This is a genomic window from Candidatus Zixiibacteriota bacterium, assembly GCA_014728145.1.
In the GTDB taxonomy this organism is placed as follows: Bacteria; Zixibacteria; MSB-5A5; order JAABVY01; family JAABVY01; genus WJMC01.
In genome coordinates this window covers 1-21,082 of the sequence record WJMC01000060.1, presented here as the reverse complement: position 1 = coordinate 21,082, position 21,082 = coordinate 1, and the positions used below count along the sequence as shown (strand labels likewise).

General features: G+C 50.0%; 24 protein-coding genes. 15 read left to right on the top strand and 9 right to left on the bottom strand.

Annotated features, from left to right (window positions below; translation table 11 throughout):
• The 6 genes from GF404_03490 to GF404_03465 all read right to left on the bottom strand — a co-directional run.
• On the bottom strand, positions 1-812 hold an 812-nt coding region (locus tag GF404_03490), incomplete at its 3' end, for an AI-2E family transporter (protein MBD3381242.1).
• Entirely contained in the window at positions 796-2,820 is a 2,025-nt protein-coding gene (gene ligA, locus GF404_03485) for an NAD-dependent DNA ligase LigA (protein ID MBD3381241.1), read from the bottom strand. The genes GF404_03490 and ligA, both read right to left, overlap by 17 nt.
• A gap of 48 nt (positions 2,821-2,868) precedes the next feature.
• Complete coding sequence (gene dnaE, locus GF404_03480) at positions 2,869-6,015, bottom strand: DNA polymerase III subunit alpha (GenBank protein ID MBD3381240.1); 3,147 nt, start codon at positions 6,013-6,015, stop codon at positions 2,869-2,871.
• On the bottom strand, positions 5,873-7,093 hold the full coding sequence (locus GF404_03475; protein ID MBD3381239.1) for a hypothetical protein: 1,221 nt from the start codon (positions 7,091-7,093) through the stop codon (positions 5,873-5,875). The genes dnaE and GF404_03475 overlap by 143 nt, the downstream gene beginning before the upstream one ends.
• On the bottom strand, positions 7,083-7,703 hold the full coding sequence (gene lexA / locus GF404_03470) for a transcriptional repressor LexA (GenBank protein MBD3381238.1): 621 nt from the start codon (positions 7,701-7,703) through the stop codon (positions 7,083-7,085). The genes GF404_03475 and lexA overlap by 11 nt, the downstream gene beginning before the upstream one ends.
• A 116-nt stretch (positions 7,704-7,819) precedes the next feature.
• Complete coding sequence (locus GF404_03465; protein ID MBD3381237.1) at positions 7,820-8,047, bottom strand: YtxH domain-containing protein; 228 nt, start codon at positions 8,045-8,047, stop codon at positions 7,820-7,822.
• A gap of 204 nt (positions 8,048-8,251) precedes the next feature.
• Between GF404_03465 and GF404_03460 the strand changes: the two genes are divergently transcribed.
• From GF404_03460 to GF404_03430, 7 genes are all read left to right on the top strand, one after another.
• The gene (locus tag GF404_03460) at positions 8,252-8,989 is read left to right on the top strand and encodes a Tol-Pal system subunit TolQ (GenBank protein MBD3381236.1); all 738 of its coding nucleotides are present in this window, start codon (positions 8,252-8,254) and stop codon (positions 8,987-8,989) included.
• On the top strand, positions 8,953-9,420 hold the full coding sequence (locus GF404_03455; GenBank protein ID MBD3381235.1) for a protein TolR: 468 nt from the start codon (positions 8,953-8,955) through the stop codon (positions 9,418-9,420). Before GF404_03460 ends, GF404_03455 begins: the two co-directional genes overlap by 37 nt.
• Positions 9,417-10,175, top strand: a complete 759-nt coding sequence (locus GF404_03450; GenBank protein ID MBD3381234.1) for a TonB family protein — start codon at positions 9,417-9,419, stop codon at positions 10,173-10,175. Before GF404_03455 ends, GF404_03450 begins: the two co-directional genes overlap by 4 nt.
• A complete protein-coding gene (gene tolB, locus GF404_03445; GenBank protein ID MBD3381233.1) occupies positions 10,172-11,485 on the top strand; it encodes a Tol-Pal system beta propeller repeat protein TolB in 1,314 nt (437 codons plus the stop codon). Before GF404_03450 ends, tolB begins: the two co-directional genes overlap by 4 nt.
• Before the next feature lie 142 nt (positions 11,486-11,627).
• Positions 11,628-12,092 carry a peptidoglycan-associated lipoprotein Pal gene (pal, locus tag GF404_03440; protein ID MBD3381232.1) on the top strand — a complete coding sequence of 155 codons (465 nt, stop codon included), beginning with the start codon at positions 11,628-11,630 and terminating at the stop codon, positions 12,090-12,092.
• Positions 11,980-12,873, top strand: a complete 894-nt coding sequence (gene ybgF, locus GF404_03435; GenBank protein ID MBD3381231.1) for a tol-pal system protein YbgF — start codon at positions 11,980-11,982, stop codon at positions 12,871-12,873. The genes pal and ybgF overlap by 113 nt, the downstream gene beginning before the upstream one ends.
• Complete coding sequence (locus GF404_03430) at positions 12,870-13,367, top strand: hypothetical protein (GenBank protein ID MBD3381230.1); 498 nt, start codon at positions 12,870-12,872, stop codon at positions 13,365-13,367. The genes ybgF and GF404_03430 overlap by 4 nt, the downstream gene beginning before the upstream one ends.
• 125 nt (positions 13,368-13,492) lie before the next feature.
• On the opposite strand, the gene ssb is transcribed toward GF404_03430, so the two are convergent.
• Positions 13,493-13,948, bottom strand: a complete 456-nt coding sequence (ssb, locus tag GF404_03425) for a single-stranded DNA-binding protein (protein MBD3381229.1) — start codon at positions 13,946-13,948, stop codon at positions 13,493-13,495.
• 130 nt (positions 13,949-14,078) lie between these two features.
• On the opposite strand from ssb, the gene rsmI reads away from it, so the two are divergent.
• From rsmI to lgt, 3 genes are read left to right on the top strand one after another with little or no spacing between them, the layout of a single operon-like run.
• Positions 14,079-14,753 carry a 16S rRNA (cytidine(1402)-2'-O)-methyltransferase gene (gene rsmI / locus GF404_03420; GenBank protein MBD3381228.1) on the top strand — a complete coding sequence of 225 codons (675 nt, stop codon included), beginning with the start codon at positions 14,079-14,081 and terminating at the stop codon, positions 14,751-14,753.
• Positions 14,754-15,677 carry a hypothetical protein gene (locus tag GF404_03415; protein ID MBD3381227.1) on the top strand — a complete coding sequence of 308 codons (924 nt, stop codon included), beginning with the start codon at positions 14,754-14,756 and terminating at the stop codon, positions 15,675-15,677. It abuts the gene before it with no gap.
• Entirely contained in the window at positions 15,667-16,473 is an 807-nt protein-coding gene (gene lgt, locus GF404_03410; protein MBD3381226.1) for a prolipoprotein diacylglyceryl transferase, read from the top strand. Before GF404_03415 ends, lgt begins: the two co-directional genes overlap by 11 nt.
• On the opposite strand, the gene GF404_03405 is transcribed toward lgt, so the two are convergent.
• Both GF404_03405 and GF404_03400 read right to left on the bottom strand, forming a co-directional pair.
• Positions 16,474-16,794 carry a DUF4430 domain-containing protein gene (locus GF404_03405; GenBank protein MBD3381225.1) on the bottom strand — a complete coding sequence of 107 codons (321 nt, stop codon included), beginning with the start codon at positions 16,792-16,794 and terminating at the stop codon, positions 16,474-16,476. It lies immediately after the preceding gene.
• Positions 16,795-16,809: 15 nt separating this feature from the next.
• Entirely contained in the window at positions 16,810-17,175 is a 366-nt protein-coding gene (locus tag GF404_03400; GenBank protein MBD3381224.1) for a helix-turn-helix domain-containing protein, read from the bottom strand.
• Between the two features lie 117 nt (positions 17,176-17,292).
• Between GF404_03400 and GF404_03395 the strand changes: the two genes are divergently transcribed.
• From GF404_03395 to GF404_03375, 5 genes are all read left to right on the top strand, one after another.
• Positions 17,293-17,910, top strand: a complete 618-nt coding sequence (locus tag GF404_03395) for a CDP-alcohol phosphatidyltransferase family protein (protein MBD3381223.1) — start codon at positions 17,293-17,295, stop codon at positions 17,908-17,910.
• Positions 17,903-18,805 carry a ribokinase gene (locus tag GF404_03390; protein ID MBD3381222.1) on the top strand — a complete coding sequence of 301 codons (903 nt, stop codon included), beginning with the start codon at positions 17,903-17,905 and terminating at the stop codon, positions 18,803-18,805. The genes GF404_03395 and GF404_03390 overlap by 8 nt, the downstream gene beginning before the upstream one ends.
• A gap of 25 nt (positions 18,806-18,830) precedes the next feature.
• Entirely contained in the window at positions 18,831-20,018 is a 1,188-nt protein-coding gene (locus tag GF404_03385) for an inositol-3-phosphate synthase (GenBank protein ID MBD3381221.1), read from the top strand.
• Positions 20,019-20,062: 44 nt separating this feature from the next.
• Positions 20,063-20,728 (top strand): dTMP kinase, encoded by a 666-nt coding sequence (locus GF404_03380; GenBank protein MBD3381220.1) that lies wholly within the window; start codon positions 20,063-20,065, stop codon positions 20,726-20,728.
• Positions 20,712-21,082: hypothetical protein (locus GF404_03375; GenBank protein ID MBD3381219.1), on the top strand; the 371-nt coding region annotated here is incomplete at its 3' end. The genes GF404_03380 and GF404_03375, both read left to right, overlap by 17 nt.

Sequence of the window (21,082 nt, the reverse complement as noted above, 5' to 3'; positions counted from 1 at the left end):
TGCATGCCAGCTACTATCATGGCGGGAATTGCACCGGCATAGGCACCGATGATCGGCACCAGGCTGACCACACCTGCCAAAGGTCCTAAAATATAGGCGTAGTCGATGCCCATGATCAACAGCCCCGCTGTATAGACTATTGACAGCCCCAGCGTTATTAAGAATTTAAGTGCGAAGTAAGTGGATATCTGGTGGTTGATGTCGGTCATAATTTCAGTCGACATCTGTTCGTTTTCCCTGCCAAAAACCATCACCAGATTGCGCTTGAAGACGTTTACTTCGAGCATGATAAAAAACGCAATAATTCCAATCAGGATCGCATTGCCGAAAAATGAAAACAGTGATCCCAGGCTTTTAAAGGCTAATTCACCGATCTTCTGATAGTCCAGTTGCGCCACCAGGTCATTAACCAGCTTCTGTTCCTCACCTTCAGGGATGACTTCCGGGAAGAAACGGTTGATCGTATGGCGGAAATTTTCAGCCTGCTCGGTAAGAAACATCTCGGCTTTGACCTTGAATTCCGGCAGGGCTTTGATCAATTCTGTTCCCTGGTAGTAGATCACCAGGCAAAATGTTCCGAACAGGATTACGACCACAAAGGATACAACAAACAACGCCGCCAGGTGGGGAATCTTAAATCGCTTCAGGAACCTGACTGCCGGGTAGAGGATATACGCGAAACTGACGCCGACGATTACGGGCACGATGACCGGCGCGGCAAAGTAACAAAATGCCAGTCCGGCAATTACAGCCACAAACGGCATAGCGATCTTTATCAGGTCGACAGATGTTGTATTATTGTCCAGCTTCATATCTATTCAATATAGTCTTGAATTCGTTTTCGTCCAGAATTTCCTTACCCAGTTTACGAGCTTTGTCATATTTAGAACCGGGATCCGCTCCAACGACAACATAACTTGTGTTTTTAGATACCGAGGAGGTGACCTTTGCACCCAGTTTTTCAAGGGCCTGCTTGGCCTGCCTGCGTGAAAAATCCTCGAGTGTTCCGGTTATAACAAACGTTTTTCCGTCAAGCGGAAGCTCTCCCTCGGGACGTTCGACTTCTGGAAAGACAACACCGCGTTGCCTGAGTTGTTCAATCATTTGCAGGTTTTGATCATTTTCAAAAAATTTGATAATGCTGTCTGCAATAGTCGGGCCGACTTCATTGATATCCGATAACTCTTCCAAATTTGCTTTTTTCAATTTGTCGAGACTTCCGAAACGAAATGCCAGGACCTGTGCCAGATGTTCACCGACATTGCGAATACCAAGCGCGTTGATCAAATGGGGAAGATCCGGTCGGCGGCTGTTGTCGACCGCATCCAGGATGTTCTGTGCGGATTTTTCACCCATACGCTCCAGCTTAAGCAGGTCATCTTTTTCTAAATTATACAAATCTGCCGGGGTCTCGATCAGTTCACGGTCGACCATCTGTTCGACTAATTTATCGCCCAGGCCGTCGATGTCGACACCGGCTTTGCTGGCGAAATGAATGATCCTTTCTTTGACCTGCGCCGGGCAGGCGATATTGGTACAGCGATAGTAGGCTTCGCCTTCCAGGCGTGACGCTTTCTGGCCACAGACCGGGCAGTTTGCGGGCATCTTGAACTCGCGTTCACTCCCGTCCCGCTTCGATTTGATCGCCTTGACGACTTCGGGGATGACATCACCGGCTCGCCTGATTATCACGTGATCGCCGATTTTGATATCTTTCCGACGCAGTTCGTCTTCGTTATGCAGCGAGGCCCGTTTGACTTCTACACCCGAGACCCTGACCGGTTTGAGAGCGGCCACAGGTGTAAGGATGCCGGTCCGCCCGACCTGTACGAAGATATCTTCGACAACTGTCGACTCCTCGGCCGGCGGGAATTTCCAGGCTATAGCCCAGCGTGGTGAACGTGATAACTGTCCCAGCTTATCCTGTTGTGAGAATGAATTGACCTTGATCACCATTCCGTCGATATCATAACTCAGTTTTGCGCGTTTAACCATGATTCGTTTATATTTGCTTTTCACATCGCTTGAATCGCTGGTCAGCAATCTCTCATCGCTGATGATAAAACCGCAGCTTTGCACGAATTCGAGAGCTTCGCTCAATCTATCGAAACTTTTGCCTTCGCACAGTCCGATACCATAGGCGAAAAAACGCAGTGGACGGGAGGCGGTGATCTTCGGATCAAGCTGTCGAAGAGAGCCTGCGGCGGCATTGCGCGGATTGGCGAACACTTGCTCACCAGCTTCCTCGCGCCGACGATTAAGCTGTTCGAAATCATTTTTGTGCATGATCACTTCGCCGCGTACTTCAAATAGATGAGGCAGATCTTCACCTCTCAGTCGCAGGGGGATCGTGTTTACTGTTTTCAGGTTTTCGGTGATTTCTTCGCCGGTAACACCATCACCCCGTGTCGAACCCGAGGAGAGGATGCCCTTATGATAGACCAGCTCCACCGCCAGACCGTCGAATTTCGGTTCAACATGATATTCGATCTTTTCGTTATCTCCATCCAGCTCTTTGTTTACACGCTTGACGAAGTCCTCGAATTCCTCCTCGGTATTGCACTTGTTCAATGACAGCATCGGCACCGAATGCTTGACGGTGTTAAACTTTTCTGATGGTTCGGCGCCGACTCTCTGCGTGGGTGAATCGGGACGTTTTAGTTCCGGGTGCTTTTCTTCCAGCTCGAGCAAGCGATCAAACAGGCGGTCATACTCGGCATCGGAAATCTCGGGATCATCGAGGACATAGTAGCGATAATTGTGGTAATTGATCTGTTCAACCAGATCATCAGCTTCCCTGCGTATTTTTTCCTCAGCCATAAGAGTCAAATCTATGCCGGTAAGCAATCAAAGTCAAACCTAAACTGATCAGATGATTTCTCGTCCGGTGATCCCGGTCGAAGCCGGTTCGAGAGAGGCAAGCGCAATCGTGGCTGCGGCACCATCGACCTGAACCCGTCCCTCAATTTTGTAGTACCGGCAATGACGCAGAAGTTCAGAGTACTTGCGTACCTGCTCTGGAAAGACCACAACCTCGAAAGTATCCACCAAATCCTCCATGGTCAGAAACAACATCTGTTTATTACCTGAAGTATTGATCCTCTTGATATCCGCCAGCCAGCCACGGGTATTGACTTTTCGGTTGTTAAGTTTGTGCAGATGAGGGGTGACAGCGTCCTCGACGGTTTGTCCAAAGAGCGTAAGCGGATGACATCCAGCGGAGACTTCGAGTATCTCCTGTTCATAAAGCCATTTCTCGAAATCGGTGTAATTATCAAGACTGGGCAGTCGGTCAGGTTTTTTGATTCTTTCACGCCGATCGAACAGCGGTGGAAGTGGATCGCGTTTGGCTTTGGCAATCGGCTGATATAGAAACGACAGCTCCCAGAGCAGTTCCGGGCGTACCTTGCCGGTGAAATCGAACGCTCCGCACTTGATCAGGTTTTCGACCTCACCTTTTGGGACATCGATACGCCACAGGAAATCCTCCAGCGATTCGAAATCGCCCTCCTGCTTACGGGATGTCATTATTTGTTCCATCACATCGACCGCCAGGCTTTTGACAAACATCAATCCCAGCCGGAGTGTTTTACCATCGGTGGTGGATTCGATCCCGCTGGAGTTGACGCACGGTGGAACGATTTTTGCACCCAGTCGTCGCGCTTCCTCGACATAGACCGCACTCGGGTAGTAACCGGCATGGTTATTGATCACGCAGGTCATGTACACGACCGGGAAATGAGCTTTAAGGCAGGCGGCCTGATAGCTGACCAGCGCGTAGCTGGCGGCGTGGGCTTTACAGAAACCGTAGGAAGCGAAATAAGCGATCGCTGTATAGATGTTGTTTGCAATGCGTGGGTCGACACCTTTTTGTTGGGCTCCCGCCAGGAAGCTTTTTTTGAGGGAAGTCATCTCCTCGCGGGATCGCGCCTTGCTCATCGCCTTGCGCAGGCGGTCAGCCTCCGAGGCGGAAAAACCGGCCACCGCCTCCGCGATTTTCAGCACCTGTTCCTGGTAAATAATAGTTCCACAACTCTCGCGCAGGATCGGTTCGATGAGCGGATAAACATTTTCAGTCGGGCGATTTTTACGGTAACGCTCGAGAAACAGCTTTTTTGCGCCTGAATCTGTCGCTCCCGGGCGGATCAATGACAATGCCAGGGTCAGATCGTTGAGGCAGTCGGGTTGAATATCTCGAAGCATTGCCCTCATCCCGGGGCTCTCGATCTGGAAATTGCCCAGTGTACGTCCCTCCCGCAGGAGTTTGTATGTCTTTGGATCATCGTCACGCACCACATCGGCAGGGGAACCGTAGCCGAGATGATTGGCGGTTTCACGCAGGACAGTCAGGGATCGCTGTCCCAACAGATCGATCTTGATCAGGCCGGTCTGTTCGATCGAGTACATATCAAGTTGTGTCACTACCGGTCCCTTGGTCGATCGCTCGAGTGCTACCCGACCGGTCAGGTCATCCTCGGAAATGACGATTCCACCCGGATGAATCCCCAGGTGGCGGGGAAAATCGATCAGCCTGCGGGCGTACTTGAAGATCGTACGGTATGGTTCAGAATCGGTGCGCACTCCCGCAATCTTCGGAAAACGTTCGCGTTTGTCTTTGATCCCGGCGAAGAAGGCATGGGGCAGGCGGTCAGCGATTTTGCCTATATCCTGTTCCGGTACCCCCAGCGCTTTGCCGACTTCGCGTACCGCCATCCGGGACTGCATACGGATAGTGGAAGAGATCATAGCTACACGCTTCTCACCGTATTTCCGGTAGACATAGTCGATCACCCGGTCACGATTCTTCCAGCACAGGTCGATATCTATGTCGGGTGGATCGGCCCGGCCTTCGTGCAGGAAACGCTGGAAGTAGAGATCGTTTTCGAGCGGATCAACATGAGTAATCCCGAGCGCGTAGCTGACCAGCGAACTGGCGGCTGACCCGCGACCGACACAGGGGATATGCTCCCTGTGACAGAAGTCGACTATATCCGCCACTGCCAGAAAGTAACTGGTAAAACCGGTTTGATCGATCATACCCAATTCATAATCGAGCTGGCTCAGGTAGCGTCCCTCGAGGTCGCATCCACGACGCTCGAGTCCCGCCAGGCACATCCGGCGCAACACATTTTCCGGCGCTTTACCCTCGGGAAGCTCGAGCGGGGGGAAGATGTAATCATTGTCTGTCAGGTTCAAATTGATTCGTTCGACGATTTCATTCTGGTTGACCAGGGCTTGCGGAAGATGATGAAAAAGCTGTTCTATCTGCTCCGGATCGTTCAAGAAGCTTTCCGGATGAGCACATTCGACGGGCAGTAAACTGCCGATAGTTTTGCCGTATTTAATCGCGCTCAATATGCGATGCAGATCGAAGTCTTTATGCTCGGCAAAGACAACCGGATTGGCGGCCACGGTTTTGAGTGAGAATTTGCGTGCCAGTTTGAGGCCGGTTTCGATCTGTACATGGTTTCGGCTGTTCTTGAAGATCTCGAGTTTTATGTACAGGTTGCTCCTGAAAATATCCCGCAAGATACCAATTTCAGCTTCCGGTTTTGCCAGAACTATCAGGTCTTTATTGTCTTCTGCCAGCATTTCAGCGTGCAGGCGTTCCTCGCCCAGTTGTCTGCGGGTGATCAAACGACATAGATTCTTATAGCCTTCAGCATTTTCCGGCAGGCAGACCAGGTCCCCGCAGGTGGTGGTCAGGTTCGCGCCGACCAACGGTTTGATCTGTGCTTGACGCGCTTTTCGGTAGAATTCGACCAGCCCGTAGATGGCATCAGTGTCAGTCAGAGCCAGCGCGTTGTAACCGAGCCATCTGGCTTTCTCTATCAGCTGACCTGTGAACGCTGTACCATAGAGAAGCGAATAATTACTGTGACAGTGAAGGGGTACGTAACTCATAGCCGGTCTCCAGTCGTCGGTATTTTTGTTTGAGGCTGAGTGTGCGCCCGAAATAGAGCGAATGGTATCCGTATGTCGAACGGAGTTTGTCGACCGCTTCGATGAGATCATCCTGTTTGGTGGATTTACCGCTGAAGAGTTCCTCCTGCCGGGGCGCAGTCTTTAGGTTCGAAAGAGTTATGCCGACCAGGTTAATCGCCAGGCGACGGGTGTGTACTCTTTTGAACTGTTCCAGCACATAGGGGAAGAGGCTCTCCTCGCTGTTATGATAATATGGAATCTGCCTGCCTTTGATGATCGGTTTTTCACCGGTGTAGCGGATCTTGACTGCTATGTTGTTGCATTTTTTACCCAGCTGGCGGAGCTTGATACAACCTCTCTCGAGCAGGTAGTAGAGGGTGGCATGAATGAACTTGAGGTCGGTTTCGTCGCCGAAAAAACCGGTCTCGCGTGATATCCGGCGAATCGGCTTGAGCGGTTCCAAAAGCCGGGGGTCGCGGTTGACCAGAAACTCAGCCATCTTGAAACCGCGTTGACCGAACAGATGAGTCAGGTAACTCTGCGGGATTTCAGCCAACTGGCCGATCGTCTTGATACCCATGTCGTTGAGTATCTTCTTTGATTTGTAGCCGATTCCGGGTACGTTGGAGATCGACAGCTTCGCCAGAAATTGCCATTCCTCTCCCGCCGGAACCACGGTCAGGCCATCCGGTTTCTGGTATTCCGAGGCGGTCTTGGCCAGGAAACGGTTCTGTGCCAGTCCGGCCGAGGTCGAAAGTTTCAGCTCATCCTTGAGTACTCGTTTGATTTTTGCTACCAATTGCGCCCCCCGCTCGAAATCCCCGCCACATCCGGTCAGATCGACGACCGCCTCATCCTGGGAGATCATCTCCACCAGAGGTGAATGTCGCAAAAGTATGGCTTTGAAACGATCCGAAAACGCCTGGTAGTTTTCGTAATCGCCTTTGAGAAAGATGCCGTCCGGTATGAGCCGATGCGCATTCGAGAGCGTCATTGCGGTGCGGACACCACGGGCTCGGGCCTCATAGCTGGGACAGGCTACCACCCCGCGCTCATGGGGGAATCCACCCACCATGACCGGTTTACCCCTGAGAGCTGGATTGGTGATCTGCTCGATCGAGGCGAAGAAGGCATCTATATCGATATACATAATCAGCTTATCGCCCATCAAACCTCCGCATCAGCCCGACCACCCGGCCCTGAATCGTCACGTCGCGAACATAGATCGGATTCATCTCGGAGTTGGCAGGTTGCAGGCGAATCCTGTCATTCTCACGATAGAACCGCTTTAAAGTGGCGCTCCCATCATCCAGAAGCGCTACTACCAGATCACCATCCGTGACAGTCATCTGCTTTTTCACGACGACATAATCATCTTCCAGGATACCATCCTCGATCATGCTCTCGCCCTTGACCTTGAGGGCATAGCAACTGCCTGGATCGGAAACGACGAAATCTATATGGGTATTCTTATCCTCGATCGCCTCGAGCGGTTGCCCGGCGGCGATTATCCCGATTACCGGGATCTTACGGTCAGGAGTTCGCTCGAATTCCGGGGCGATTGAAATTGAACGACGACGCCCGCTTTGTTTTGTGATCACTCCTTTTTTCTCGAGTGCCTGCAGATGTTCCGCGATAGTAGCCGGGGAACTGACCCCGACTCCCGAGGCGATTTCCCGCAAGGTAGGTGAACACCCGTTTTTTGACCTGAAATCCCCTATGAATTCGAGGATTTCGCGTTGCTTTCGATATAAAACCATATCCATAGTAAAGCCCATAAAATACCCGAACAAATATAAATCTAATGAGTCTATCGGCAGTGTCAATCACATCCTGATAAAAAAGCAAAAAAAAAGGGGCGAAACCGCCCCTGAGAGGAATATCTTGATGGAAATTAATGACCTGAGGACTCATGCATAGCGCTGTCGGCTTTTTCCATGGTCTCTTCAGCGCCTTCTTCGAGGTCATCAGCCGCTTCTTCGGCAGCCTCTTCGACTTCCTCGCCGGCTTCCTGCATTTCTTCTTTGACATCCTCGGCTGTATCCTCTTCACCGCCGCATCCTGATAACAGCAGGCCACCTGCAAGCAAGAGAGTCATAGCCAGAAGCAAAAGTTTCTTCATATTCGGAACCTCCTCCTTATAATGTAACTTATATACTATCCTGAGGGCAGTAAATAAATTTGATGTTATAAGTCAACAAAAACATATATACCTGTTTTATGTTGATTTGCCGTATGCTGTCCGCTATTTTGTGCCAGGTTCAGCGGAATGAAACAATCCGCTTAAATACTTGTAGAATGTACTAAAATAAAAGAAGGCCGAGGTATGAAGGAGTTGTTTTACCTGCCGGATATGCTGGCTTCAGCCGGAAGCAACATGTCAGTCTGGTACCTGATATCGAATTCATCCGCATTCGCACTGTTGATTCTCTTGATTATGCTGGGTATGTCGTTTGTCTCACTGGCGATACTAGCAAGTAAATTCCGCCAGTTCAGGCTGGTTGAACGTGAGAACCGGCGCTTTATTTCCGCTTTTCGCAAGCGCAGGCGGTTGGTCGATGCTTATGGAAAGTGTTCAACATATCGTAAATCCCCGTTAGCGCGTCTTTTGGAGGACGGTTTTTCCGATCTTCAACAGATCGTCAAGCGTAAAAAGGGTGAGGGCAACCTGCAGGCCGGTCCTGTAAATTTGAACTCGAGCGATCTGGACGCGATCGGGAAGACATTGGAGAAGACCGCCAACGAGGAGATCGGCAAACTTGAGCGGATGGTTGTATTTCTGGGAACGACCGGTACTGTTGCTCCGTTTTTCGGTCTATTGGGCACCTGCTGGGGCGTGATGCGTTCTTTTATGAATATCGGCACGACCGGGCAGGCTTCTTTGGCAGTTGTCGCACCGGGTATCGCTGAAGCTTTGATCGCAACCATCGTCGGACTGGCGGTAGCGATTCCGGCAGTTATTGCGTTTAACTGGTGTAACAACAAGCTCAAGTATGTGCAGGATGACTTGAATAATTTCTCGCTCGAATTTTTGTCGGCGGTCGAGAAGGAGAATTCGTTTTGAAGCGACGTACATACCGAACATTATACGAAATCAACGTCACCAACCTGGTCGATGTGGTCCTGGTGCTTTTGATCGTGTTTATGATTTCTGCTCCGCTTCTGCAGAGCGGTGTCAAAGTCGAACTCCCCAAGGTCAGCTATGTCGATGCCGATGTGGAGGAGGGGATAGTGGTTACCATGATGGATAAAGACAGTCTGGGAATCTGGATCGGCACCGGCCATGCCGACGATTTCTTCACCGGCCCGGTCCGTTTCGAGGAGACTTTGAATGATTACCTCAATCGTGAAGGCCGAAACCAGCCGGTCTACCTGCGGGCCGATAAAAATGTCCGCTGGGAATTCGTGGTCGATATCATCGCCAAGATCAAGAAACAGGGAGTTACCAACCTGGGTCTTGTAACCCAGCCTTTCGAGGACAGACTGCCACGATGAAAAGCAAGGATCTTTTGATTTCACTTATGATCCACCTCGGGGTATTTGCCCTGGTGGTGATAGCCTCGGCCGGTGTCAGTTCGGCCAATAAAGCGTCGATCGATATCGGCAGTGTGGTCCAGGTCAGTCTACCGGATAAAATTCCGGGCCGGATGCCTTCGTTCGATGTACCTTCGGCCGCGGTTTCTGACCCTGCTTTTGTCGCTGATGATGTCAAGCTCTCCAGTATCACCGAAAAAGAAAAGATCAAAAAACCCAAACCCAAACCCAAACCCAAACCTAAGCAAAAGACGGAACCGAAGAAACAGCCGGAACAAAAACCAAAAGAGACTTTTGCCGACGCTTCTCAGACTCAAAAAAAGAGCAATGATTCCGGCCAAAAAGAGCGGGATAGTTCCGGTTCGGGGGTCGACCTGGAGGTGACCGGTTCGGGCGGTGTCGAGGGTGCTGTGAGTGACGGTCCCCTGGCTGAATACTATATGTCCTACCCGTTCGACTATGTCCAGAGGCAGATTCGCCGCAACTGGACAAATCCAGTGGTATCCAACGCTCGACTGCACTGCGTGATTTACTGTCAGATCACTAAAAACGGCCAGATTCAAGGTGTGGCGATAAAGAAATCATCCGGCAATAGCCTGTTCGACCGCTACGCCAGGCTGGCAGTGGAATCGACCGGAAATCTGCCGGACTTACCGCAACATTTTCCACCAAATTCAGTTCTGGAAATCAACTTTCACTTCGAGAGCAAACTATGAGTATGAAAATCTATACCCTTCTATTAGTATCTATCCTGCTGGTCGGTGCAACTTCCGACCTCAGCGCACAGTCGGGCGGAGTATACGATATCAGGATTCGCGACACAGCCTTCTCACCGATCAAGCTGGGTATCAATCAGATTGAAATCGACGGTGAAGCGACCGCTGAGGACTCGCTTCTGGCGCGCAGGATCGAAAATATAATCGCTGCCGACCTGGATTTCCATTTCGTACTCGATACCGTCATGATCGATCCCTTCATCCTCAAAGTCTATGAGGTCGAAAAACCTGACTTGATGATCTGGAAATACATGAAAGCGGATCATGTGCTGGACCTGAAAATAAGATTTTCGGATGAGAAAATCCGGCTCACTTACTCTCTCAGTAATCTCCGGGTTCTAAAAGAATCAGCCTCGGACAGTTATCGGCTAAAGCGAATGTACTGGCGCCACCTCGCGCATACGATCTCCGACGCGGTAGTCGAGAGGTTGACCGGCTACGAGGGTATATTCCGGACCCGTCTGGTCTATGTCACCGCCAAAACCGGCAATAAGGAAATATATCTCTCCGATTACGACGGATCCAGCGAACAACCAGTTACAGCCAATGGTTCGATCAATATCTCGCCGGTCTGGGATGCCGAAAATGACGCCATTATATACACTTCCTACAAACATGGCAAACCCGACCTGTGGGCAGTGGATCTAAAAGACGGCGAGCATGAGAAGATCGCCTCCTATCCCGGAATAAACTCGGCTGCGGCGATTTCTCCCACAAACAAAGAGATGGCGTTGACCCTTTCCAAGGACGGCAATGCCGAGATTTACCTGGCTGACCGCAACGCCAAAGTCAAAAGGAGACTGACCCATAACCGTTCGATCGAAACCTCGCCGGCTTTTTTACCCTCGGGACGGGAGCTGGCATTCACCTCCGACCGCACCGGCGGGCCGCAGATATATATCATGGATACGGAAGGTCTGAATGTGCGCCGGATAACATTCGTCGGCAGGCAGAATGAATCACCGGCGATTTCACCCGACGGTTCCAAGATTGCCTATGTAACTCGCAGCGAGAGAGGCAGTTTCGATATTTGCGTGGCCGAAATAGACGGCTCCGATTACAAGATAATAACCAACACCGGTTTCAATGAAAACCCGCGCTGGGCACCCGATGGTCTCCACCTGGTTTATTCCACCCAGTACGGAGACCGAACGGCGATATACATATCCGACTTTATGGGAATAAACCGGAGATTGATCACTAACGAACCGGGTAGCTCGAATCCCTGCTGGTCAGGATTTTTATATTGAACTAGACGGATGGATAATTGTTGTTGACCAAATTGAAGCGGTGTGTTAAAATGCTGAAAAATATATCTTTGTTATGATAAGGAGGTCATTGATGAAAAAGATCCTGTTTTCAATTTTCCTTGTATTGACATTCGCGCTTCTGATGGGCGCAACCTGCGGTCCTGAAGAGGAAATTCCGGAAACACCACCGGAAGATTTAACCGATCAGGCTGATACTGCTGTAACTCAAGAACCTGAAGTGCCTGAGACACCGCCGGAACCTGAACTGGAACAAGCCGATTTCATGAAGGCTTATTTCGATTTCGATAAATACAACATCCGTCCCGACGCTCAGCGTGCCCTGGAACATAATGCACAGTTGTTGAAGCAGAATCCGGATGTCGATATCGTAATCGAAGGTCATTGCGACGAACGTGGTACAGTCGAGTACAACCTCGCGCTGGGTGAACGTCGTGCGCAGTCTGTCAAGAGTTACCTGGTCAAGCTGGGTATCGATGGTGATCGGATGGAGACTGTGTCCTACGGCAAGGAACGTCCTATTGATCCGGGCCACAACGAAGAGGCCTGGCAGAAGAATCGTCGCGCGGAATTCCGAATCGAAGATTAATATGTTTAGAAAATCAGGTTATCTACTGATAACATTGCTGGCGCTGATTGTCATGACGACCGGGTGTGCCTCAAAACGGCAGGCCGACCGGATCCTGATCCAGGTCGACAGTATCGCTCAGCGAACCGAGATCATTGAACAGAAAATCATCCGTCTGGACAGCCTGACCCAGGCTCAGGAAGAATCCCAGAGGCAGTTTCTGGCGCGCATGGAGTCCTCGATCACTGAGTTCGAGGATCGCCTTGAAGAACTCGGGTTTAAGATTACTGATTTGAATGATCGAATCGGCCTGCTTCAGAGATCGGGTGCAGGAGTCGCGCAACTGCCTGTTCAAGAGGAAAGCGACACCGTGGAAGATACCACCGCGAATGCTCAGACAGCAATTGACCCGAACGTGATCTACAACTCGGCTTTCAACAATCTGCAGGCGGGCAATCACCAGATCGCAATACTTGGATTCAGTGAATATATAACCAGCTTCCCCAAAACTGATCTTGCTGACGACGCCCAGTTCTGGCTGGGGGAATGTTATTACCAGCAGAACCCTCCCAAATATGAGCAAGCGGCTGAAGAATTCAGTAAGGTAGTCGACAACTATCCTGAGTCCAATCGTATGGCGGGAGCCAGGTTTAAACTGGCCCGTTGTCATGAGGAATTGGGTCAGAGGGAAAAGGCGATCGACCTCTACCGGGAGATCATGACAGAGTTTCCCAATACCGCCGAGGCTAATCGCGCCAAGGTGCAACTTTCCGGGCTGGGAGAAAAAACGGAGGAACTGTGAGTCATATCCGACTGGCTATACACGATACCAAGCGTATTCCGGCGGCCAGAGGATTTTATGATGTCATGGAAAACTCCCTCAATTTCGTCATCAAAGCAAGGGGTAAATTTTACTCCTATGTGCAGGGCGAAGATTACTCGATCGATCTCGACAAGAAGGGCAATGTGCTCGGAGTTGAGCTGTATCTTGAACGGGATGCCTGGGTGGTTATCCCGGAACTTCTTCTCGACAATGACCATGAAATCAAGCGTATCCGGATTTTGGAGCACCGTCTCGATGTCGAACCGGTCGGGATTTATACCAACGAAGCCAAAGATATCTGTTGCATCCGGTTTACCGATGAAAAAGTCAGCTACAAATACATGGTCGCCCAGAATCTGCTGTTTGAGGTTAATGTAGTTGATGAACTCAGTGCGGTCTGGCTGTTGAATTTGGAAGAGGACTTTGGCTTCAAAAAGGAGATGAAATACCGCAAGGGCAAAAAAGCGACCTGACAGCCAGGGTAATTTGAAGTTTTAATATGCCTCGATCTGTTATGTCAGGGCCCCAGTTTCTTTGAGACTGTGACAAAACAGAAACAGAAAAAAGGATGGCTGAATCAGTCACCCTCTTTTTTTATTTAAAACGGAAGATCGTCGTCATCGACAGTATTGTCGAAGGCGGAATTGTCTTTTTCTTTTGGCGGTTCGGGGGGCGTATAAGACGAACCGGTACTGGCTCCACCGCCACCGCTTCCACCATCGGAACGACTACCCAGAAACTGCATCATCTGACCCACGATTTCGGTCCGCCAGCGTTCGATGCCGTCCTTGTCCTGGTAATTGCGTGTCTGGATTCTCCCTTCGATATAGACCGCGCGGCCTTTGGAAAGATATTCCTTGGCCAGTTCGGCCTGCCGACCCCACAGGACGATATTATGCCACTCGGTTGATTCCCTGTTCTCTCCGCTGGAGTCTTTATAGCGATTTGTGGTGGCTACCGGAAAATTGGCCACCGCTGTTCCGCTGGGGGTGTAGCGTAGTTCCGGGTCACGCCCGAGATTGCCGATAATTATCGCCTTATTGACTGAAGCCATCGCATCTCCTTTGCTTGATTTCTTTATAAATATATGGGCACTTTTTGCGCTTGTCAATCACAGCCTAATAAATTCCAAACGTTGGGGTTATTAATTGACAGCAGTCAAAAAACTGCGTAATTTCGGCCTCATGAACGGCAGGCTGTTTCTGGTGGCGACCCCGATCGGCAATCTGGCCGATATCACGTATCGGGCCGTGAAAACGCTCGAATCTGTCGACCTGGTTGCCTGCGAAGATAAACGGGTTTCAGCCAAATTGCTGAACCATTACGGGATCGAAAAGAAATTGGTGGTCTATAACGACATAAATAAATTCAAGTCCGCACCCGGGTTGGTCAGAAGTCTGCTGGCAGGGGAAGATATCGCGCTGATCACCGACGCCGGGTCGCCGGGGATTTCCGATCCGGGATTTTATCTTGTCAGGTCAGCGCTTGAAAAAAGTATCGAGGTCTGCTCGATTCCGGGACCCTCGGCCTTGATTTCCGCCCTGACCGTTTCCGGTCTCCCGTTGCACAATTTCGTTTTTGAGGGATTTTTACCACCCAAAGGATCCAAGCGCAATAAACGGCTGAACAGCCTGGTTGATGAACATCGTACGATAATCCTGTACGAATCACCGCACAAACTAAAAAAGACCGTTAATGAGTTGCTGGAGGTATTGGGCAATCGCCGCGCGGTCCTGGCGCGGGAGCTGACCAAGCTTCATGAAGAGATATTCCGTTCCGATTTAGCAAGCCTTTCAGAAAAATACGACGACCAGAAACCAAAGGGTGAACTGGTGCTTATTATAGAGGGGATAACTTAGATGTTTAAAAACTGTAAGTTTCTTCCGGTCGACTATTTCGTACTGGCCTACAACCTGATCCTGGCTGTTTCACTTCTTATTTTCAATGACAATGTTTCCGGCTGGCCGCTGTATTTCGCGTTTAATTTGATGGTCATTATTTTCGTTTTACAGCTCAGTCGATTGCCGTTAAATCCAACCAACACTTTTATGAAGATCATTCGCCGCTGGTATTTTATGATTCTGTTGCTGTTCATTTACCAGGAAACCGGCGGTTTGGTGTTTTTATATATCGATCACTGGCTAGATAACGGGCTGGCGCTGTTGGAACATAATATATTCGGAGTTCATCCGACTTTGTACCTGGAGAAGTTCACCTACCCGCTTCTTAATGAGTACTTCATGTTCGGATATTTCGCGTATTTCTTTTTACTCTTGATACTTTCGTTGATATTGATAAACAAGGGCCTGCATGTCGAGATGGATAGATTCGTTACCTGTGTTTCGCTGACATTTTTGGTCTGTTTTTATATGTTCAATTTCTTCCCGATTGCCGGCCCCAGGTTTTTGTTTGCCGGCATTTATGACAGCCCGCTGAAGGGCTGGATCTTTGTTCCACTGGTCGATTACGTGATCAAAAACGGAGCCGCCGAGGGTGGCTCGCTGCCGTCCTCTCATACCGCCGCGGCAGTGGTGGTTCTTGTGCACGCCTGGCGTTCCGTTCGGAAAGTCGGATACGTATTCGCCCCGATTGTTTTTGGCCTGGTGGTCGGCACTTTCTGGGGAAGGTTTCATTTTATTTCTGATACCATCGTTGGATTTGTGGTAGCCATAGTCTGTATCCTGATAACTGACCGGATCAAATTCAAACCTGCAGGTTCGGCTGAAATGCCTATGGCTGACAGGCGAACCCTGCCGTTGAAAGGTAAACTGAATGCATCCTGAGATAGTCAAAATCGGCCCCGTAGTGATCCGTGCCTATGGCGTCATGCTGTTTGTGTCGTTTCTGGCGGGGATGTTGTACGTTCGCGCAAAAGCCCGCTCCAAAGGCATTGATCCCGATTTTACGATTAACCTCTCGTTTCTGGTGATCGTGGCCGCGGTGGTCGGTGCGAGGTTGTTCTATGTGTTTTACCACTGGTCGGAGTTCTCCGGCAATCTTATAAACATCTTCAATCCTTTCGGCTCGGGAGGGACGATCGGGATAGCAGGCCTGAACCTCTACGGTGGCCTGATTTTTGCCATCGGGGCAGGAATAATCTACACCAGGATGAAAAAACAACCATTTCTTCACACTCTCGACCTGTTCGCACCGCCGATCGCTCTGGGCACTTTTTTTACCCGCATCGGATGTTTTTTGAACGGCTGCTGTTTTGGCAAGCAATGTGACTTGCCGTGGGGGATTCATTTTCCTGAAGGTTCGATACCGTATTCGGTCTTTGGTGAACACGCGATCCATCCCACGCAGTTATATATGTCCATACTGGGATTGACATTGTTTTTAGCCCTGTTCTATCTTGACCGCAGGAAGCATTTTCCGGGTATGGTCTTTGCAGTCTTCCTGATTGCCGAAGCCTTTATCAGATTTATAATCGAATTCGTGCGCTATTACGAAGGAGCAATGATTCCGAATTTGTTTGGCGCGGAACTAACCTACAATCACATCGTTGCGTTTTTGCTGTTTGTCGCTGGCTGGGTGCTGTTTTTCTACCTCAGACAACATAACCGCAAATCCGGTTGATTACTCGTATTTCCAGATTATTGTATCATTTGCATTGACTAAATAGTTATCGCATGCAACCGTGGCCGGTTTGCCGTTGACTGAATAGGTCCAGAAATGCCCTCCTTCATTTCTGATCCCGTCGATGGCCTGGATGAAAACCCCGCCCGTGGAACTGTCGTAGTCGATTTCATGATTTTTCTGCAATATCTGAAACACGCTCCTGCCGGCTACCGCTTCGAGCGTGATAGTCTCCCCAACGTTGCGATCGATGCCGTCATCTGCGCAACCACAGAATGTGACAAGCAGGGTGATCGTGATTAACAGCTTCAGTGTCTGCATACTAATCCTCGCCGCTTATGCCAGGTTCTCCTGGCGCCAGATTTTCCTGACAGCTTTATCAGAGATGGTCAGGTTGAACTCACGTTTGATCCGCATAGACCCATAATGCGGAAATCTTTTCTTGAGTGCAATCGCTTTTTTCTTTTGAGTCTCATCGATTTTCGATTTTCTTTTCGTACGCAATGCGCGCCTGTCTGTCAAAACGATATCACCTGTTTCGCGCCAGCGATTCAACCATTTTCGCACAGTTCGGGGCGTGGTGCGAAACAGCCTGGCGGCCGGCTTGATCCCGTTTTTGTCAGCGTAATGAACCAGGCTGTAGCGAAGGCTTTTTTCATCTATCGCGAGTTTCAGCTTGTTGTAGTAGTCTACTTCTGTCATATATCAGGGGTATACCTTATAAATTCCGTATTTACAAAGATATTATAAATATGCTTGCGCTAAAAATCCAGGCTTTTATATTGCAAACCTGATAAAAAATAACAGCGAGGGAGTGCATTGGATAAACAGAAGCGAGCGGCTTATGAGAAACATTCCCAGATCTTCGGGCGGGTCTGTGTCAAGCTCGGCCTCAAGCCAAACGTGATTACGATTGCCAGCCTGATCTTCTCTATCTGGGCCGGAATCGTGTTATGGAAGGGAATGTTTTTATGGGGAATCGTTCTGATAATAGTGACGGCAATTACGGATATGCTCGACGGGGCCACGGCGCGCGCGGGCAATATGGGCACTACATTCGGGGGAATTCTCGATCATGTGCTTGACCGCTACGCTGAGTTCTTCATACTCTCCGGAATCCTGCTTTCCGGCAAGATTCACCCGGTCTGGCCGCTGTTTGCGATTTTCGGAATGATCATGGCCTCTTACACTCGCAAGGCGGCTGAATCGATCGGCAAGCTGACCTCGGCCGAAGTCGGATGGGTCGGCCGGATGGAGAAATTTATCGTAATCATGATCGGGCTGGCGCTGGCCTCGATCTTTCCCGAAACCAGATTTGCCGGATTGAAACTGCTCGAGATCGCCCTGATCTTCGTGGGCGTTGTATCGCACGTTACTTCGATTCAAAGATTGTATTTCGCAAAACAGGAACTGGACAGGAGGCAACAGGATGGTTAAGGTGACAGCGATCGGCAATCCGGTTTACGATCTGATCAAGACAGACAGGGTGGAGACCGATGGCAGGATACTTTCGGGATGTTCGACCAATTTCTGCCTGGCGCTGACACGGCTGGGTGTAAAATGCAACCTGGTCGGCAATATCGGGTCCGATTACCGTGGACGTTTTGTTGATGATCTAAAAAAATATGATATAGGATCGAAAGTTTACGAGTCCGCCCAGAGCGGTGGATTCTCACTGCGTTACTTCGGAGACAAGGGCGAGCGTGAATTGACTCTTCTGGGAGATGCCGGTGCGATCGACGATTTTCCGGAACATCTTCTGGATTCCGACTGGATCTTTCTGGGACCTATTTTAAATGAAATCGGGCTGGACTATATTGAAAAACTGCGCCAGAATACCGAGGCCCGCTTCTTTTTAGACCCACAGGGAGTTTTGCGTTATTCGGACAACGGCACTATTGAACACCGTAAAACCGATGAGATCGAAAAAATCGTATCGATGTGCGAAATAGTCAAACCCAATGAACTCGAATGCCAGATCCTGACCGGCATCGACCCTCGCGAAGACTACCGTACACCAGCCGAAATGATCAAGTCCTGGGGCGCTAAAGTAGTCGTGATCACACTGGCAGAACAGGGCTCGGTGGTTTATGACGGCGAGGAGTTCTATAAAGTCGACCCGTTTAAAACTGATGCAGTCGATCCCACCGGAGCTGGCGATACTTACGCGGCCGGATTCATGTATGGTGTCCTGCGCGGATATGCTCTTCCCGATTGCGGAATTCTGGGATCGGCCGTTTCGAGCGTGATGATTGAAAATACCGGTCCTGATTTCGAACTGAATAAAGGTATGGCTCTCGATCGAATGAAAGAAATTGTCTCTTACGCATAAAGACAGAAATTGAAAAGGAGTAATTATGCCAAAAGTCAGAGTGGCCATTATCGGTGTCGGTAATTGCGCGTCATCGTTTGTGCAGGGGGTGCACTACTATCGCAATGCCAAGGATACCGATCTGGTTCCGGGACTTATGCATGTCAACCTGGGCGGGTATCATATCTCCGATATCGAATTTTCGGCGGCAATCGATATCGACGCCAACAAGGTGGGAAAGGATCTTTCCGAAGCGATTTACGCCTGGCCCAACAATACTTATAAGTTCTGCGATGTGCCCAAAACTGGAATCAAGGTGGCACGTGGGATGACTCATGACGGGCTGGGATATTACCTGTCCGAGATAATTAAAAAAGCGCCTGGCGATACTGACGATATCATCAAGCTTCTCAAGGATACCAAGACCGATGTCGTGGTTAGCTATCTTCCGGTAGGATCAGAGCACGCCACCAAGTGGTATGTGGAGCAAATCCTTGAGGCTGGATGTGGTTTCGTCAATTGTATCCCGGTTTTCATCGCCCGTGAACCCTACTGGCAGGATCGGTTCTCTAAAAAAGGACTGCCGGTGATCGGCGATGATATCAAGTCACAGGTAGGAGCAACCATCGTCCACCGAGTCCTGACACGCCTGTTCATGGATCGCGGTGTGAAGCTGGAGCGAACCAGCCAGCTCAATGTGGGTGGTAATACAGACTTTCTAAATATGCTCGAGCGCTCCAGACTGGAGTCCAAGAAGATCTCCAAGACCTCGGCTGTGACATCGCAGTTGCCTTACGATATCGGTTCGGCCAACTGCCATATCGGGCCCTCAGATTATGTTGAATGGCTGTCCGATCGCAAGTGGGCTCATATCCGTCTCGAGGGCCGTACTTTTGGCGATGTCCCTCTGAATATCGAACTCAAACTCGAGGTCTGGGATTCGCCCAACTCAGCCGGTGTGGTTATCGACGCGGTCCGCTGTTGCAAGCTGGCGCTCGATAACGGTCTTTCGGGCGCAATGATTGAACCTTCGGCCTACTTCAAAAAGTCTCCACCGGTCCAGTTCACCGACAGCGAGGCCTACCAGATGACCGAGGAGTATATTCGCAAATACGGTTTCAAGGGATCGAAAAAAGCTAAACCGTCCAGAGCGAAGGCGAAGGCATCATCAAAACCCCAAAAGGCTTCCAAAAAGACCGCAAAAAAGACAGCAGGTAAAAAAGCCAAAAAGTAAGTTTAAGCTTGACAGGAAGGTGGCAATCGCCACCTTCCTTTTTTATGGCAAGGAAATACCCCGGCATATTTATCACGCTGGAGGGAATTGATTTCTCCGGCAAAACCACGCAGGCCAAGAAGCTGGTGCGCCAGCTAAAGAAGCTGAGCCTTGATTACATCTTCCTGCGCGAGCCGGGAGGAACCGGTCTGTCCGAGCGAATCCGCCGCATCCTTTTAAGCAAAGGGGAGATCGAAATCTGCCCTAAATCCGAGTTGTGGCTCTACCTGGCGGCCAGGTCCCAGATCGTGGCGGAGCGAATTCTTCCGGCATTGATTTCCGGTCAGGTAGTCTTGTGTGACAGGTTCTATGATTCTACTGTGGCGTACCAGGTCTACGGTCGCGGGCTGGATGAGGATTTCATCCTCAAGGCCAACCTGTATGCTTCTGAAAACCTGAAACCGGATTTAACTCTGCTTTTTGATTTGCCGGAAAAGGTCGCTTTTGCCAGAAAAGCCAAACTTAAGCGCTCCCAGGATCGTCTGGAAAAAGAGAAGCTGTCGTTTTTTCGCAAGGTGCGGGGCGGGTATCTCAAAATCGCTGAGAAGAATCCGCGTCGATTTCAGATTGTGGATGCCGACCGGCCGGTCGAAGATATATTTGAAGACAGTTTATCCTGTTTATTGAAGTTCTTAAAAAAGAGAAAGATTATCGATGCCGATACGATCTAATCCGTTTGCGGTGATAGTTTTGATCCTCCTGAATCTGGTTTTGCTGGCGGGTGGGTTGCACCTGATTTTGAATGACCCGCTGTTTGTCGGTATGCGTACGGTCGCTTCGATTTTCTATACGATTGAAAAGCATTATGCCGAGGATATCGACCGCGAGCAGTTGTTTAGTTCAGCAGTCGATCAGCTTCACAACAGCCTGGATCCATATACCAGTTATATTCCACCCCGTCAGTATCATTACTATGAAGAGGAGAGTCAGGGTGAGTTTCATGGAATCGGGGTAGAGATTACCGTTCGCGACGGACTTTTAACGGTCGTTTCACCTATTGCCGGTTCACCGGCCGACGAGGCCGG